This window comes from Lentihominibacter faecis (assembly GCF_014306095.1).
Lineage (GTDB): Bacteria > Bacillota > Clostridia > Peptostreptococcales > Anaerovoracaceae > Lentihominibacter > Lentihominibacter faecis.
The window spans coordinates 1-12470 of record NZ_JACRWC010000013.1 but is presented as its reverse complement, the minus strand read 5'-3'; the positions used below and the strand labels follow the sequence as shown (position 1 = coordinate 12470).

25 protein-coding genes are annotated in these 12470 nt (G+C 44.8%); all 25 read left to right on the top strand.

Features of this window, described 5'->3' with window-relative positions; translation table 11 throughout:
* The first annotated feature begins 21 nt into the window (after nucleotides 1-21).
* Entirely contained in the window at nucleotides 22-354 is a 333-nt protein-coding gene (gene rplV / locus H8876_RS00840; RefSeq protein WP_177264447.1) for a 50S ribosomal protein L22, read from the top strand.
* 19 nt (nucleotides 355-373) lie between these two features.
* Nucleotides 374-1249: a 30S ribosomal protein S3 gene (rpsC, locus tag H8876_RS00835; RefSeq protein WP_177264448.1), complete on the top strand. Its 876-nt coding sequence runs from the start codon at nucleotides 374-376 to the stop codon at nucleotides 1247-1249.
* A gap of 26 nt (nucleotides 1250-1275) precedes the next feature.
* Nucleotides 1276-1710 (top strand): 50S ribosomal protein L16, encoded by a 435-nt coding sequence (gene rplP / locus H8876_RS00830; protein ID WP_177264449.1) that lies wholly within the window; start codon nucleotides 1276-1278, stop codon nucleotides 1708-1710.
* On the top strand, nucleotides 1710-1913 hold the full coding sequence (rpmC, locus tag H8876_RS00825) for a 50S ribosomal protein L29 (RefSeq protein WP_177264450.1): 204 nt from the start codon (nucleotides 1710-1712) through the stop codon (nucleotides 1911-1913). The genes rplP and rpmC overlap by 1 nt, the downstream gene beginning before the upstream one ends.
* Before the next feature lie 18 nt (nucleotides 1914-1931).
* The gene (rpsQ, locus tag H8876_RS00820; protein ID WP_177264451.1) at nucleotides 1932-2192 is read left to right on the top strand and encodes a 30S ribosomal protein S17; all 261 of its coding nucleotides are present in this window, start codon (nucleotides 1932-1934) and stop codon (nucleotides 2190-2192) included.
* A gap of 15 nt (nucleotides 2193-2207) precedes the next feature.
* Entirely contained in the window at nucleotides 2208-2576 is a 369-nt protein-coding gene (gene rplN / locus H8876_RS00815; protein ID WP_177264452.1) for a 50S ribosomal protein L14, read from the top strand.
* 12 nt (nucleotides 2577-2588) lie between these two features.
* Nucleotides 2589-2894, top strand: coding sequence for a 50S ribosomal protein L24 (rplX, locus tag H8876_RS00810; protein ID WP_177264453.1), 306 nt, complete (start codon nucleotides 2589-2591; stop codon nucleotides 2892-2894).
* A 17-nt stretch (nucleotides 2895-2911) separates the two neighbouring features.
* Nucleotides 2912-3454: a 50S ribosomal protein L5 gene (rplE, locus tag H8876_RS00805; RefSeq protein ID WP_177264454.1), complete on the top strand. Its 543-nt coding sequence runs from the start codon at nucleotides 2912-2914 to the stop codon at nucleotides 3452-3454.
* 13 nt (nucleotides 3455-3467) lie between these two features.
* Complete coding sequence (locus H8876_RS00800; RefSeq protein WP_177264455.1) at nucleotides 3468-3653, top strand: type Z 30S ribosomal protein S14; 186 nt, start codon at nucleotides 3468-3470, stop codon at nucleotides 3651-3653.
* Between the two features lie 94 nt (nucleotides 3654-3747).
* On the top strand, nucleotides 3748-4146 hold the full coding sequence (gene rpsH, locus H8876_RS00795) for a 30S ribosomal protein S8 (protein WP_249286147.1): 399 nt from the start codon (nucleotides 3748-3750) through the stop codon (nucleotides 4144-4146).
* A gap of 12 nt (nucleotides 4147-4158) precedes the next feature.
* Complete coding sequence (gene rplF, locus H8876_RS00790) at nucleotides 4159-4704, top strand: 50S ribosomal protein L6 (RefSeq protein ID WP_249286146.1); 546 nt, start codon at nucleotides 4159-4161, stop codon at nucleotides 4702-4704.
* Nucleotides 4705-4722: 18 nt separating this feature from the next.
* Nucleotides 4723-5088: a 50S ribosomal protein L18 gene (gene rplR, locus H8876_RS00785; RefSeq protein WP_177264458.1), complete on the top strand. Its 366-nt coding sequence runs from the start codon at nucleotides 4723-4725 to the stop codon at nucleotides 5086-5088.
* Between the two features lie 15 nt (nucleotides 5089-5103).
* Entirely contained in the window at nucleotides 5104-5607 is a 504-nt protein-coding gene (gene rpsE, locus H8876_RS00780) for a 30S ribosomal protein S5 (RefSeq protein ID WP_177264459.1), read from the top strand.
* Between the two features lie 13 nt (nucleotides 5608-5620).
* Nucleotides 5621-5803, top strand: coding sequence for a 50S ribosomal protein L30 (gene rpmD, locus H8876_RS00775; RefSeq protein ID WP_147592653.1), 183 nt, complete (start codon nucleotides 5621-5623; stop codon nucleotides 5801-5803).
* Nucleotides 5804-5822: 19 nt separating this feature from the next.
* Entirely contained in the window at nucleotides 5823-6263 is a 441-nt protein-coding gene (rplO, locus tag H8876_RS00770; protein WP_177264460.1) for a 50S ribosomal protein L15, read from the top strand.
* A 5-nt stretch (nucleotides 6264-6268) separates the two neighbouring features.
* Complete coding sequence (gene secY, locus H8876_RS00765; RefSeq protein WP_177264463.1) at nucleotides 6269-7546, top strand: preprotein translocase subunit SecY; 1278 nt, start codon at nucleotides 6269-6271, stop codon at nucleotides 7544-7546.
* A gap of 22 nt (nucleotides 7547-7568) precedes the next feature.
* Nucleotides 7569-8213 carry an adenylate kinase gene (locus H8876_RS00760; protein ID WP_249286145.1) on the top strand — a complete coding sequence of 215 codons (645 nt, stop codon included), beginning with the start codon at nucleotides 7569-7571 and terminating at the stop codon, nucleotides 8211-8213.
* Between the two features lie 2 nt (nucleotides 8214-8215).
* Nucleotides 8216-8968: a type I methionyl aminopeptidase gene (gene map, locus H8876_RS00755; protein WP_177265424.1), complete on the top strand. Its 753-nt coding sequence runs from the start codon at nucleotides 8216-8218 to the stop codon at nucleotides 8966-8968.
* A gap of 13 nt (nucleotides 8969-8981) precedes the next feature.
* Nucleotides 8982-9203, top strand: a complete 222-nt coding sequence (infA, locus tag H8876_RS00750) for a translation initiation factor IF-1 (RefSeq protein ID WP_147592649.1) — start codon at nucleotides 8982-8984, stop codon at nucleotides 9201-9203.
* Between the two features lie 66 nt (nucleotides 9204-9269).
* On the top strand, nucleotides 9270-9383 hold the full coding sequence (rpmJ, locus tag H8876_RS00745; protein ID WP_010095733.1) for a 50S ribosomal protein L36: 114 nt from the start codon (nucleotides 9270-9272) through the stop codon (nucleotides 9381-9383).
* A 157-nt stretch (nucleotides 9384-9540) separates the two neighbouring features.
* Nucleotides 9541-9909: a 30S ribosomal protein S13 gene (gene rpsM / locus H8876_RS00740; protein ID WP_177265425.1), complete on the top strand. Its 369-nt coding sequence runs from the start codon at nucleotides 9541-9543 to the stop codon at nucleotides 9907-9909.
* Nucleotides 9910-9924: 15 nt separating this feature from the next.
* Nucleotides 9925-10323 (top strand): 30S ribosomal protein S11, encoded by a 399-nt coding sequence (gene rpsK / locus H8876_RS00735; protein WP_177265426.1) that lies wholly within the window; start codon nucleotides 9925-9927, stop codon nucleotides 10321-10323.
* Nucleotides 10324-10341: 18 nt separating this feature from the next.
* On the top strand, nucleotides 10342-10929 hold the full coding sequence (rpsD, locus tag H8876_RS00730; RefSeq protein ID WP_177265427.1) for a 30S ribosomal protein S4: 588 nt from the start codon (nucleotides 10342-10344) through the stop codon (nucleotides 10927-10929).
* Between the two features lie 47 nt (nucleotides 10930-10976).
* Entirely contained in the window at nucleotides 10977-11924 is a 948-nt protein-coding gene (locus H8876_RS00725; RefSeq protein ID WP_177265428.1) for a DNA-directed RNA polymerase subunit alpha, read from the top strand.
* 19 nt (nucleotides 11925-11943) lie between these two features.
* On the top strand, nucleotides 11944-12285 hold the full coding sequence (rplQ, locus tag H8876_RS00720) for a 50S ribosomal protein L17 (RefSeq protein WP_249286144.1): 342 nt from the start codon (nucleotides 11944-11946) through the stop codon (nucleotides 12283-12285).
* The last annotated feature ends 185 nt before the right edge of the window (nucleotides 12286-12470 follow it).

Here is a 12470-nt window from a genome sequence, read left to right as displayed (position 1 = left end):
AAGAAAAGGAGATAATTGAAAATGGAAGCAAAAGCAATTGCAAAATACGTAAGAATGTCTCCTATCAAGCTTAAGCCTGTTACGGATCTCGTAAGAGGAAAAGACTTAAATGAGGCATTGAACATCTTAAAATTCACTCCGGGTAAGGGAGCTGAAATAGTAGAAAAGGTTGTAAAGTCGGCGGCAGCAAACGCAGACGTAAAAGAAATGAACACTGACAACCTGTATGTAGCTGAAGTTTATGCTCATCAGGGACCGACTATGAAAAGATGGAGAGCTGGATCACAGGGTAGAGCATCGATAATCTTAAAGAGAAGCAGCCATGTGGGCGTGACTCTGAAGGAAAAGAATTAAGAATAGGAGGTTTCATTAGATGGGTCAGAAAGTAAGTCCGCACGGACTGAGAGTAGGCGTTATTAAAGACTGGGATTCCAAATGGTATGCAGACAAGAGCAAGTTTGCAGACTACCTGGTTGAAGACAACAAAGTCAGAGATTTCGTAAAGAAAAAATTATATGTTGCCGGCGTATCTAAGATCGTCCTGGAAAGAGCAGCAGAAAACAAACTGAAAGTGATCGTTATGACAGCAAGACCTGGTATGGTGATCGGAAGATCCGGAACAGGAATTGAAGATCTGAAATCCGAACTCGAAAAGATGACAGGCAAGACGATCATCATCGATATCAAAGAAGTAAGAAGAACAGAACTGGATGCACAGCTGACTGCTGAAAGTATCGCACAGGCTCTGGAAAGAAGAGTTTCCTTCAGAAGAGCTATGAAGCAGGCGATCGGTAGAACGATGAAGGCTGGTGCCAAGGGAATAAAAGTTCTCACATCCGGAAGACTTGGCGGAGCTGAAATCGCCAGATCCGAAAAGTACAGCGAAGGTAATGTTCCTCTCCATACGCTGAGAGCTGACATCGACTATGGATTTGCAGAAGCAGATACCACTTACGGTAAGCTGGGCGTTAAGGTTTGGATCAACCACGGCGAGATCCTCGACAAGGGCCTGAAGAGTGCAGTTCCTGAAGAGAAGGAAGGCAGAAGAGACGGCAAGAAGAGAGGCGACAGAAGACCGAGAAGGGATGGAGACAGAAGACCGAGAAGAAATGACAGAAACGAAAGAAACGAAATTCCTAAGGCAGCAAACATCAGAGTAAGAAAAGCTCCTGTAGCAGAAGCTCCAGAAGCTCAGGTTGAAGAAGCACAGGTTTCTGCAGAAACAGCAGAAGCAACTACTGAAGAATAGACATTGGTGAAAGGAGGACACGCGTCATGTTAATGCCAAAGCGCGTTAAACGCAGAAGAGTCCACAGAGGCAGAATGAAAGGTAAGGCCACTAAGGGCAACACCATCACATACGGTGATTACGGTCTTACGGCGACTGAATGTGGATGGATCACTTCAAATCAGATTGAAGCAGCCAGAATCGCTATGACAAGATCCGTAAAAAGAGGTGGTAAGGTTTATATCAAAATCTTCCCTCACAAGTCCGTTACTAAGAAGCCTGCAGAAGTACGTATGGGTTCCGGTAAAGGTGCTCCGGAGTACTGGGTAGCAGTTGTTAAACCAGGCAGAGTTATGTTCGAGATTGAAGGTGTTACAGAGGCTCAGGCAAGAGAAGCTATGAGACTTGCATCCCACAAGCTGCCGGTTAAGTGTAAATTTGCCATCAGTGAAAAGATCGCAGAAAAGGGTGGTGAAGCATAATGGAATTAAAGAAAATCAGAGAAATGTCAGAAGCGGAACTGAACAGTGAACTGGTAAGAATGAAGAAAGACCTGTTCAACCTCAGATTCCAGCACGTTACGGGACAGCTTGAAAACCCGATCAAAATGCGTGAAACAAAGAGAGATATCGCTAGAGTAAAGACCATTATCAGAGAAAAAGAACTTGCTAAGGTTCAGGACTAACGGAAAGGAGGATGGATTATGGCAGTTGAAAGAAACAGAAGAAAGACAAGAGTCGGCATGGTAATCAGCGACAAGATGGATAAGACAATTGTCGTTGCGGTAGAAGACTTCGTAAGACATTCCCTTTACGGAAAGGCTGTAAAGAGAACCAAGAAGATCAAAGCTCATGACGAAAACAATGAATGCAACATCGGCGATAAAGTAAGAATCATGGAGACAAGACCTCTTTCTAAGGATAAGAGATGGAGACTTGTCAACATTGTTGAGAAAGTGAAGTAAAGGAGGCGCCTGGCAATGATTCAGACTGAAACAAGATTAAAGGTGGCTGACAACTCCGGAGCAAAAGAACTGTTATGCATCCGTATCCTGGGCGGAACGAGCCGTCAGTATGCTAATATTGGCGATGTGATCGTATGCGCTGTAAAGGATGCTGCACCGGGCGGAGTTGTGAAAAAGAGCGACGTAGTCAGAGCTGTTGTAGTTAGAACAAAGCATGGTGCCAGAAGAGCAGACGGCAGCTATGTAAAGTTCGACCAGAACGCAGCAGTAATTATTAAAGATGATTTACAACCGGTTGGAACCCGTATCTTCGGACCAGTAGCAAGAGAACTGAGAGATAAGGGCTTCATGAAGATAGTGTCCCTGGCACCGGAAGTATTATAGGAGGTGTACGAGATGCGAATTAAGAAAGATGACACAGTAATCGTACTGACCGGAAAAGACAAAGGCAAGACCGGGAAAGTATTGAAGGCAATGCCGAAAGACGGCAAAGTGATCGTAGAAGGCGTTAACATTCAGACAAAGCATCAGAAGCAGACCCAGAAAGAAGCAGCAGAGATCAAGCATCAGGAAGGTCCGATCGATGTATCGAATGTTATGTACTATGATGCTAAGACAAAAGCACCGACAAGAATCGGTTACAAAGTAGAAAACGGCAAGAAGGTCAGAGTTTCCAAGAAGACCGGCGCCGTAATCGACTAGGAAAGGAGGAGACGATTTTGGCAGCAAGATTAAAAGACACTTATAAAAACAACGTATTTTCTGCTCTGATGGATCAGTTTAAATACGACAATGTAATGGAAGTTCCAAAGCTTGAAAAAGTTACGATCAACATGGGTCTGGGCGAAGCAAAGGAAAACGCTAAGATCATGGAGAGCGCAGTAGAAGAAATCGGTCTGATCACAGGTCAGAGACCGATAGTAACAAAAGCCAGAAAGTCCATCGCAAACTTCAAAGTAAGACAGGGAATGCCTGTTGGCGCTAAGGTTACCTTAAGAGGCGACAACATGTACACCTTTATCGATAAGCTCTTCAACATCGCTCTTCCAAGAGTAAGAGACTTCAAGGGCGTGAGCAAGAATTCCTTCGATGGAAGAGGAAACTACTCCATGGGTATCAAGGAACAGCTTATCTTCCCTGAGATCAACTACGATAAGGTAGATACGATCAAAGGCATGAACATTGTATTTACGACAACGGCTAAGACAGACGAAGAAGCAGCAGCTCTGCTCGCAGGACTTGGTCTGCCGTTTGAGAAATAGAAGGAGGAAGACGATGGCTAAAACATCTCTCAAAGTAAAACAGCAGAGAAAACCGAAGTTTTCCACACGTGCATATACCAGATGCAAGATCTGCGGAAGACCGCACTCCGTACTGAAAAAGTACGGCATCTGCCGTATCTGCTTCCGTGAACTGGCTTACAAGGGCGAGATTCCGGGTGTGAAGAAGGCTTCTTGGTAGGCGACATTAAAATCGCTGAAACATAAATCAAACGTTAAAACTACTATTTGCCAAGTTGCAAAGAATGCAAAACTAGCAGAGGAGGAACAACAAAATGACAATGACAGATCCAATTGCGGATATGCTGACCAGAATCCGGAATGCAAACACCGCAGGTCATCCGACAGTAGAGATCCCGGCTTCTAAGATGAAGAAGTCCATCGCAGGAATACTGAAGGAAGAAGGATACATCGAGGATTTTGAAGTAATCGATGACAACAAGCAGGGCATGATCAAGGTTACCATGAAATATGGTCCTGACAAAGAAAGAGTTATCAGCGGAATCAGAAAGATTTCCAAGCCGGGACTGAAGTCCTATGCGAAGGCAAACGAAATCCCTAAAGTTCTGGGTGGACTGGGAATCGCAGTTATCTCCACTTCCAAGGGAGTTATCAGCGACAAGGAAGCCAGAAAACTGGGCATCGGCGGCGAAGTAATCTGTTATGTATGGTAGGAGGATATAGAAATGTCAAGAATAGGACTTAAACCAATCACTCTTCCTGCCGGCGTAGAGGTCAAAGTTGACGACAAGAACCTTGTCAGCGTAAAAGGACCGAAGGGCGAACTGCAGGAAAAAGTAAGCAGCTTATTAACAGTTGAAAATAAAGACGGCGTTGTAACCGTATCCAGAAGCAGCGATGCTGCAGAGCACAGAGCACAGCACGGCCTGGCAAGAACACTCATCAGCAACATGGTTAAGGGTGTAACAGAAGGCTATGAAAAGAAGCTCCTGCTGGTAGGTGTTGGTTACAAAGCAGAGAAAAAGGGAAACAAGCTGGTTATGAACCTTGGTTTCTCTCATCCGATCGAACTGGAAGATCCAGAAGGAATCACTACAGAAGCACCGGATGCAACAACAGTAATCGTTAAAGGTATCGACAAAGCACAGGTTGGCAACTATGCTGCGAACATCAGAGCTTACAGAAGACCTGAACCTTACAAGGGCAAGGGTATCAAGTACGATGGTGAAGTTATTCGCAGAAAAGAAGGTAAAACCGGGGCTTCATCTTAAAGAAAGGAGTAAAGTAAAATGGCTAAAGAAAGCAGAAATGATAGACGTGTTGCTAGACACAAGAGAATCAGAAAAAATCTTACTGGTACTCCTGAGAAGCCTAGACTTTGCGTTTTCAGAAGTAACAAGAACATTTCAGTTCAGATTATCGACGATGTGAACGGGGTTACACTCGCTTCCGCATCTACTATCGACAAGGAATTAAAGTCTGACATCGCGTATGGCGGCAACAAAGACGCTGCAAAAGCAGTAGGAGAAGCTATAGCAAAGAGAGCACTGGCAAAGGGTATTGAAGAAGTAACCTTTGACAGAGGCGGATTCCTCTATCACGGAAGAGTTAAGGAACTTGCTGACGGTGCTCGTGAAGCAGGTTTAAAATTCTAACAGGAGGTAGGTTGAATGCGAAACACTATAGATGCATCAAAGCTGGACTTAAATGAAACTATTGTAAACATCAGACGTGTTGCTAAGACTGTAAAGGGCGGACGTAACATGAGATTCAGCGTTACAGTAGTTGTAGGCGACGGAGATGGACACGTAGGCGTTGGTCTTGGCAAAGCTCAGGAAATTCCGGAAGCCGTAAGAAAAGCAACAGAAGATGCTAAGAAGAAACTCATAACTGTTCCTATGGTAGGAACAACGATCCCTCATAGAAACCTGGGTGTATTCGGTGCAGGAAGAGTTCTCCTGATGCCGGCTGCTCCTGGTACCGGCGTTATCGCAGGTTCCTCTGTACGTACTGTACTGGAAGCTGCAGGCCTGAAAGACATTCGTGCGAAGTCCATCGGCTCTAACAACACCGGAAATATGGCATATGCTGCACTGGAAGGATTAAAGAATCTGATGACAGTGGAAGAAGTTGCCAGAAGAAGAGGAAAAACAAAGGAAGAAATCTTAGGATAAGGAGGAAGAAGCAATGGCAAAGATGATCAAAGTCACCTTGACAAAGAGTGTTATTGGCGCTTCCCCGAAACAGAAAAAGGTTGTAGAAGCGTTAGGACTTAAGAAGATGCACCAGTCAGTTGAATTAGTAGACTCTCCTGTAACAAGAGGGGCAGTAAACAAGGTATCGCATCTTTTAACTGTAGAAGAGTTATAGGATAGGAGGTGCAAAGGAAATGAAACTGCATGAATTAAGAGCGGTTCCAGGTGCAACAAAAGCACCTAAGAGAAAGGGCCGTGGTACAGCTACAGGACAGGGCAAAACTGCAGGACGTGGTATGAACGGCCAGAAATCGAGAAGTGGCGGTGGCGTTAGACCTGGTTTCGAAGGCGGACAGATGCCTCTTTACAGAAGAATCCCGAAGAGAGGATTTACGAACATCTGGGGAACAGAATATACTGTTTTAAACGTAGAAGATTTGAACAGATTTGATGCAGACACTGTTGTTACACCAGAACTGATGAAAGAAATCGGCATGGTAAAACAGGTAAAGGACGGTATCAAGATTCTTGGCAACGGAACGCTGGAGAAGAACCTGACAGTAAAGGCCCATAAGTTCAGCAAGACTGCTGTAGAAAAAATAGAATCTGCCGGAGGAAAGGCAGAGGTGATCTAATGGAGATGCTCAGAACAGTCGCAAAAGCTTGGAACATCCCGGACATCAGAAAGAAGATCATCTTCACACTTCTGATGCTCCTCATATTCCGGATCGGATCTCAGATCCCGGTTCCGGGAATTGACCGGGAAGTTCTTTCGCAGACTTTCAATAGTGAAACAGGACTTTTTGCTCTGTTCAATCTGTTTTCTGGAGGCGCATTCAGTAACTTCACGATATTTGCACTGAGTATCACACCATATATCACAGCCTCCATCATACTGCAGCTCTTGACGATCGCTGTTCCGTCACTGGAACGGCTGGCAAGAGAAGGTACGGAAGGAAGAAAGAAAATTGCACAGTACACCAGATATTTAACGGTGCTGCTGGCAGTTGTGCAGGCGATCGGTGTTTCCATCGGATTATTCCGTCAGGCACTGGTAAGCACAGATGTCTTCTCCGTAACAGTAATCGTACTCGTACTCACCGCAGGAACAGCGTTCCTGATGTGGCTGGGTGAGCAGATCAATGAGTACGGGATCGGAAACGGTATCTCGCTGATTATCTTCGCAGGTATCATTGCGAGACTGCCGTCTGCTATTCAGGAAATCTGGGTTAAGCTCCAGGAAGGAAGCATGAGTGTTGTCACTCTGGTCGTATTCGTGGTCTTCTGTATTGTTGTAATCGTTGGTATCATCGAAGTACAGCAGGGTCAGAGAAGGATCCCGGTACAGTATGCAAAGAGAGTTGTCGGCAGAAAAATGTACGGCGGTCAGGCAACACACATTCCGCTTAAAGTGAATCAGGCCGGTGTTATTCCGGTAATCTTCGCAATGTCCTTCCTACAGTTCCCGCTTACCATCACGTACTTCATGAATTCGGAAAGCGGAGCAGCAGCCTGGATCGAAAAATGGCTGTCACCGACAGGGACACCGGGCGTGTGGGTATACGCTGCGTTTAATGTTGTGTTGATCATATTCTTCACATATTTCTACACATCCGTAACCTTCAATCCGGTAGAAGTAGCACAAAACATGAAAGCCAACGGCGGCTTCATCCCAGGCATCCGGCCGGGAAAAGCTACAGTGGAATATCTGAACAGAGTTATGACAAGAATCACTTTTGTCGGAGCAGTATTCCTGGCAGCTGTAGCGATCCTGCCAACGATTGTCAGTCAGCTGGGCGGACTCAACTTCCATTTTGGAGGAACGTCACTTCTGATCGCAGTTGGTGTTGCGCTGGATACGATGAAACAGCTTGAAAACCAGATGGTAATGAGAAATTACCAGGGATTTCTGAAATAGTATCTCGTAAGGAGGTAAAGATATGAATTTGATTTTATTAGGCCCTCCGGGAGCCGGCAAAGGCACACAGGCTGCCAAGATTGTTGAAAAGTACAATATTCCGCACATTTCCACAGGCGACATTTTCCGTGCCAATATCAAAGAAGGCACTGAGCTTGGGAAAAAGGCGCAGGAATACATGAACAAAGGGGAACTGGTTCCGGACGAACTGGTAGTAGAGATCGCTACAGACAGACTGAAGAAAGACGACTGTAAAGACGGCTTCCTTCTGGATGGATTCCCTCGGACTGTATTTCAGGCCGAAAAGCTGGATGAATTTCTTACTGCTCAGGGAAAGAAAGTAGATCACGTTCTTGATATCGATGTTGATAAAGAAGAACTGATGGTTAGACTGACTGGAAGAAGAGTTTGCAAGACTTGCGGAGCATCTTTCCACGTTGTCAACATCCCTCCGAAAAAGGAAGGTATCTGCGATGCATGCGGTGCAGAACTGGTACAGAGAGCAGATGACAATGAAGAAACGGCAGCAAACCGGATCGAGGTATATAATAAAGAAACAAAGCCTCTGATCGACTATTATGAAAAAGCAGGAAACATTGCGCATATCGATGGAACGATCGGTCTGGAAAACGTTTTCAATAAAATCGTTGAAATCGTAGGTGAGTAGATATGATCATTATTAAATCAGATGAAGAAATAGATTTAATGCGGATATCGGGCAAGGTGACTGGAACCATTCTGAAAGAACTGGAGACTTTCATCAAGCCCGGGATATCTACGGAAGACATTGACCGATTTGTGGAAACCACAATACGGGATCACGGAATGATACCGACCTTTAAAGGGTATGGCGGATTTCCGGCCAGTGCCTGTGTGTCGATCAATGAAGAAGTTGTACATGGTATTCCTTCCAGAGACAGAATCATTCAGGAGGGCGATATCGTCAGCGTCGATGTAGGATCCACCTACAAAGGTTACGTCAGCGATGCCGCCAGAACCTACGGAGTAGGAGAGATCAGCAAAGAAGCACAGCACCTGATCGATGCTACGAGAGAAAGTTTCTTCAAAGGACTGGAGTTTTGTAAAGTTGGCTACAGACTTTCTGATATTTCTCATGCGATCCAGAAGAGCGCAGAGGGAGAAGGATTTTCTGTCATCCGGGATTTCGTAGGACACGGTGTTGGACAGCAGATGCATGAAGACCCGCAGATCCCTAATTACGGAAGACCTGGAAGAGGGCCAAGGCTTGCAAGCGGCATGGTATTTGCGATCGAGCCTATGATCTGTCAGGGTGCATACGATGTAGAAACCCTTTCAAATGACTGGACGGTCGTAACACTGGATGGCAAGCTTGCAGCCCATTATGAAAATACTGTGGTTATAACTGATGGTGAGCCGCAGCTGCTCACCCTGGTGGAGTAAAGTGAGGTAAAACATGGCGAAAAAAGATGTCATTGAAGCAGAAGGCAAGGTAATCGAAGCCCAGCCAAATGCGATGTTTATCGTCGAACTTGAAACAGGACATAAAGTACTGGCACATGTTTCTGGTAAGATTAGAACAAATTATATCAGGATCATCCCGGGAGACAAGGTCAAAGTGGAATTATCACCATATGATCTGACCCGCGGAAGAATCACCTGGAGAGGAAAAGCTTAAATAGGCGGACAACACAGCAGAAGATCCAGCATTCTGGATTGACAGCGTACAAGAGGAGGATTTAAAATGAAAGTAAGAGCTTCCGTAAAGCCTATCTGTGAAAAATGCAAAGTAATCAAAAGAAAAGGGAAAGTAATGGTTATCTGTGAAAACCCGAAGCATAAGCAGAAGCAGGGCTAAGCGAAAACGCATTTCGCATCACAAAGATTATATGGCTTCCGGCATTGTCAGAAGCGTATAAATAGTTATTACAACAAAGAACATCCCGTTTATATTACGACCGCCGACATAAGTCTTCGGCGAATTACGTGACGGAAGATGGGAACAGGAGGAAAATATGGCTCGTATAGCCGGTGTAGACTTACCAAATGAAAAAAGAATCGAAGCTGGTCTCACCTATATCTACGGAATAGGCTGGACTACTTCCAGAAAAATCTTAGAAAAAACCGGAATAAATCCAGACACAAGAGTTAAGGATTTAACTGAAGAAGAAGCCGGTAAGATCAGAAAGGTGATCGAAAACGATTATCTGGTAGAAGGTGACCTGAGAAGAGATGTTAACATGAACATCAAGCGTCTGATGGAAATCGGATGCTACAGAGGTATTCGTCACAGAAGAGGACTGCCTGTTAGAGGTCAGAAGACAAAGACAAACGCTAGAACCAGAAAAGGTCCTAAGAAGACCGTAGGTAGAAAGAAGAAGTAAAGGAGGTAGAACAATATGGCTAAAGCTGTAAAAAAGGCTGTTAGAAAGAAGAAAAGAGAACGTAAAAATGTAGAAAAAGGCCAGGCTCATATTCAGGCTACCTTTAACAATACATTAGTGACCCTGACTGATATGGCAGGAAATGCTCTTTCCTGGTCCAGCGCAGGTTCCCTTGGATTTAAAGGCTCTAGAAAGTCCACTCCGTTTGCTGCACAGTCTGCTGCTGAAGAAGCTGCTAAGGGTGCAATGGAACACGGACTGAAAACCGTTGAAGTTTATGTAAAAGGTCCGGGATCCGGCAGAGAAGCTGCTATCAGAGCACTGCAGACTGCAGGTCTTGAAATCACTATGATCAAAGACATCACACCGATTCCGCACAATGGTTGCAGACCGCCGAAGCGCAGAAGAGTCTAATAGAAGGGAGGAACTACAATGGCAACAAATAGAGAACCAGTATTGAAGAGATGCAGATCCCTTCAGATCGACCCAAGTCACTTAGGTATTTTCAAGGAGTCCAAGAGAGCTCCGCAGAAAAACATGAAAAAAATGAGCGAATATGGTCTCCAGCTTCGCGAAAAGCAGAGAGCCAAGTTCGTTTACGGCGTAGAAGAAAAGCAGTTCAGAAATACATTCAACAAAGCAGCGAAGAAAAAGGGTATCACTGGTGAAAACCTGCTGATCATGCTCGAAAAGAGACTCGACAACGTTGTTTACAGAATGGGACTGTCCCTGACAAGAAGAGAAGCCAGACAGCTGGTTGTTCACAGTCACTTCCTGGTAAACGGTAAGAAAGTAAACATCCCATCCTATCAGGTTAAGGCCGGCGATGTTATTTCCGTTAAGGCAAAGAGCCTTAACTCTCCGAAATTCAAGGAGATCAAAGAGATGACTGTAGGCGTTCCTGAGTGGCTGAGCGTTGACAGAGACAAAATGGAAGGAAAAGTTCTTGCTGATCCGACTAGAGAACAGATCGATACTCCAATTGAAGAACGTTTAATCGTCGAATTGTATTCCAAGTAATCTGTTGACTGATCGTTACAGTTTTGGAATGAAAAGGAGGGTTTTGAGTGATAGAAATCGAAAAACCAACAATCGAATGTATATATTCAAACGAGGATCCCAATTACGGGAAGTTTGTCGTAGAGCCTCTTGAAAGAGGCTACGGCACGACTTTGGGAAACAGCCTTAGAAGAATTCTGCTGAGTTCACTTCCCGGAGTTGCTGTTACGTCAGTCAAGATCGACGGTATTCTTCATGAGTTTTCAACAATTCCAGGTGTTAAGGAAGATGTTACAGAAATCATCCTGAACCTCAAGAAGCTGGCAGTAAAACTCAATGGAGAAAATACAAAAAGAGTTCTGATCAACGCCATTGGCCCGAAAGAAGTTACGGCAGCAGATATTTTAGGAGATTCCGACGTGGAAATCTTCAATCCGGAACTTCATATCGCGACATTGGAAGAGAACGCTACTCTCATTATGGAAATCAACCTGGCTCGGGGCAGAGGCTATGTCCCGGCTGAGATGAACAAAGATGAAAACACCCCGATTTCGGTAATCCCTACAGATTCGATTTTCACACCGGTGAGAAAGGTAAACTTCACGGTGGAGAATACAAGAGTAGGTCAGGTGACAGACTATGACAGACTCGTTCTTGAGATCTGGACAGACGGTTCTGTAACACCGAGTGAAGGTGTATCCATCGGATCCAAGATCATGCAGGAGCATCTGAGCCTGTTCGTAGAACTGACAGACTCCGCAGAAGGCATGGAAATCATGGTTGAAAAAGAAGAGAACCAGAAAGAAAAAGCTCTCGAAATGACCATCGAAGAGCTGGAACTTTCCGTTCGTTCTTTCAACTGCCTGAAGAGAGCAGCGATCAACACAGTAGAAGAACTGACACACAGAAGTGAAGAAGACATGATGAAGGTTCGTAATCTTGGTAAGAAGTCCCTGGACGAAGTAAAGCATAAGCTGGAAGAACTGGGGTTGAGCCTGAAACAAAGCGATGAATAGAGAATAGGAGGATGCAGCGATGCCAGGATACAGAAAATTAGGCAGAACTTCAGCTCACAGAAAGGCAATGCTGAGAAATCTGGTAACAGATCTTCTCAGAGAAGGCAGAATCACGACGACTGATACAAGAGCGAAGGAAGCCAGAAGACAGGCAGAAAAAATGATAACGCTTGCTAAGCGCGGAGATCTCCACGCTAGAAGACAGGCGCTCGCATACGTATATGATGAAACTGTAGTAACTAAGTTATTTGACGAAATCGCTCCGAAGTATAAAGACAGACAGGGCGGTTACACAAGAATCCTGAAGCTTGGACCTCGTCAGGGAGACAACGCTGAAATGGTATTCTTAGAACTGGTTTAATCAGAATACACGTAAAGAAAAACGGACTTCGGTCCGTTTTTTGGTGTATCAGAAACTTGACCGCAAAGCGTAAAATACGGTATGATAAGGATAGCAAGGCGAACAGCTGGACAAAATAAAAAATAGGAGAATAATTATGGTTAAACTGGAGAATGTACTGGGCGGAAGCGTTCAGTTTCACTTTA

What these genes read in the sequence shown, in the direction of transcription:
- rplV (WP_177264447.1), top strand. Translation starts at nt 22, where the DNA reads ATGGAAGCAAAAGCAATTGCAAAATACGTAAGAATGTCTCCTATCAAG.
- rpsC (WP_177264448.1), top strand. Translation starts at nt 374, where the DNA reads ATGGGTCAGAAAGTAAGTCCGCACGGACTGAGAGTAGGCGTTATTAAA.
- rplP (WP_177264449.1), top strand. Translation starts at nt 1,276, where the DNA reads ATGTTAATGCCAAAGCGCGTTAAACGCAGAAGAGTCCACAGAGGCAGA.
- rpmC (WP_177264450.1), top strand. Translation starts at nt 1,710, where the DNA reads ATGGAATTAAAGAAAATCAGAGAAATGTCAGAAGCGGAACTGAACAGT.
- rpsQ (WP_177264451.1), top strand. Translation starts at nt 1,932, where the DNA reads ATGGCAGTTGAAAGAAACAGAAGAAAGACAAGAGTCGGCATGGTAATC.
- rplN (WP_177264452.1), top strand. Translation starts at nt 2,208, where the DNA reads ATGATTCAGACTGAAACAAGATTAAAGGTGGCTGACAACTCCGGAGCA.
- rplX (WP_177264453.1), top strand. Translation starts at nt 2,589, where the DNA reads ATGCGAATTAAGAAAGATGACACAGTAATCGTACTGACCGGAAAAGAC.
- H8876_RS00800 (WP_177264455.1), top strand. Translation starts at nt 3,468, where the DNA reads ATGGCTAAAACATCTCTCAAAGTAAAACAGCAGAGAAAACCGAAGTTT.
- rpsH (WP_249286147.1), top strand. Translation starts at nt 3,748, where the DNA reads ATGACAATGACAGATCCAATTGCGGATATGCTGACCAGAATCCGGAAT.
- rplF (WP_249286146.1), top strand. Translation starts at nt 4,159, where the DNA reads ATGTCAAGAATAGGACTTAAACCAATCACTCTTCCTGCCGGCGTAGAG.
- rplR (WP_177264458.1), top strand. Translation starts at nt 4,723, where the DNA reads ATGGCTAAAGAAAGCAGAAATGATAGACGTGTTGCTAGACACAAGAGA.
- rpsE (WP_177264459.1), top strand. Translation starts at nt 5,104, where the DNA reads ATGCGAAACACTATAGATGCATCAAAGCTGGACTTAAATGAAACTATT.
- rpmD (WP_147592653.1), top strand. Translation starts at nt 5,621, where the DNA reads ATGGCAAAGATGATCAAAGTCACCTTGACAAAGAGTGTTATTGGCGCT.
- rplO (WP_177264460.1), top strand. Translation starts at nt 5,823, where the DNA reads ATGAAACTGCATGAATTAAGAGCGGTTCCAGGTGCAACAAAAGCACCT.
- secY (WP_177264463.1), top strand. Translation starts at nt 6,269, where the DNA reads ATGCTCAGAACAGTCGCAAAAGCTTGGAACATCCCGGACATCAGAAAG.
- H8876_RS00760 (WP_249286145.1), top strand. Translation starts at nt 7,569, where the DNA reads ATGAATTTGATTTTATTAGGCCCTCCGGGAGCCGGCAAAGGCACACAG.
- map (WP_177265424.1), top strand. Translation starts at nt 8,216, where the DNA reads ATGATCATTATTAAATCAGATGAAGAAATAGATTTAATGCGGATATCG.
- infA (WP_147592649.1), top strand. Translation starts at nt 8,982, where the DNA reads ATGGCGAAAAAAGATGTCATTGAAGCAGAAGGCAAGGTAATCGAAGCC.
- rpmJ (WP_010095733.1), top strand. Translation starts at nt 9,270, where the DNA reads ATGAAAGTAAGAGCTTCCGTAAAGCCTATCTGTGAAAAATGCAAAGTA.
- rpsM (WP_177265425.1), top strand. Translation starts at nt 9,541, where the DNA reads ATGGCTCGTATAGCCGGTGTAGACTTACCAAATGAAAAAAGAATCGAA.
- rpsK (WP_177265426.1), top strand. Translation starts at nt 9,925, where the DNA reads ATGGCTAAAGCTGTAAAAAAGGCTGTTAGAAAGAAGAAAAGAGAACGT.
- rpsD (WP_177265427.1), top strand. Translation starts at nt 10,342, where the DNA reads ATGGCAACAAATAGAGAACCAGTATTGAAGAGATGCAGATCCCTTCAG.
- rplQ (WP_249286144.1), top strand. Translation starts at nt 11,944, where the DNA reads ATGCCAGGATACAGAAAATTAGGCAGAACTTCAGCTCACAGAAAGGCA.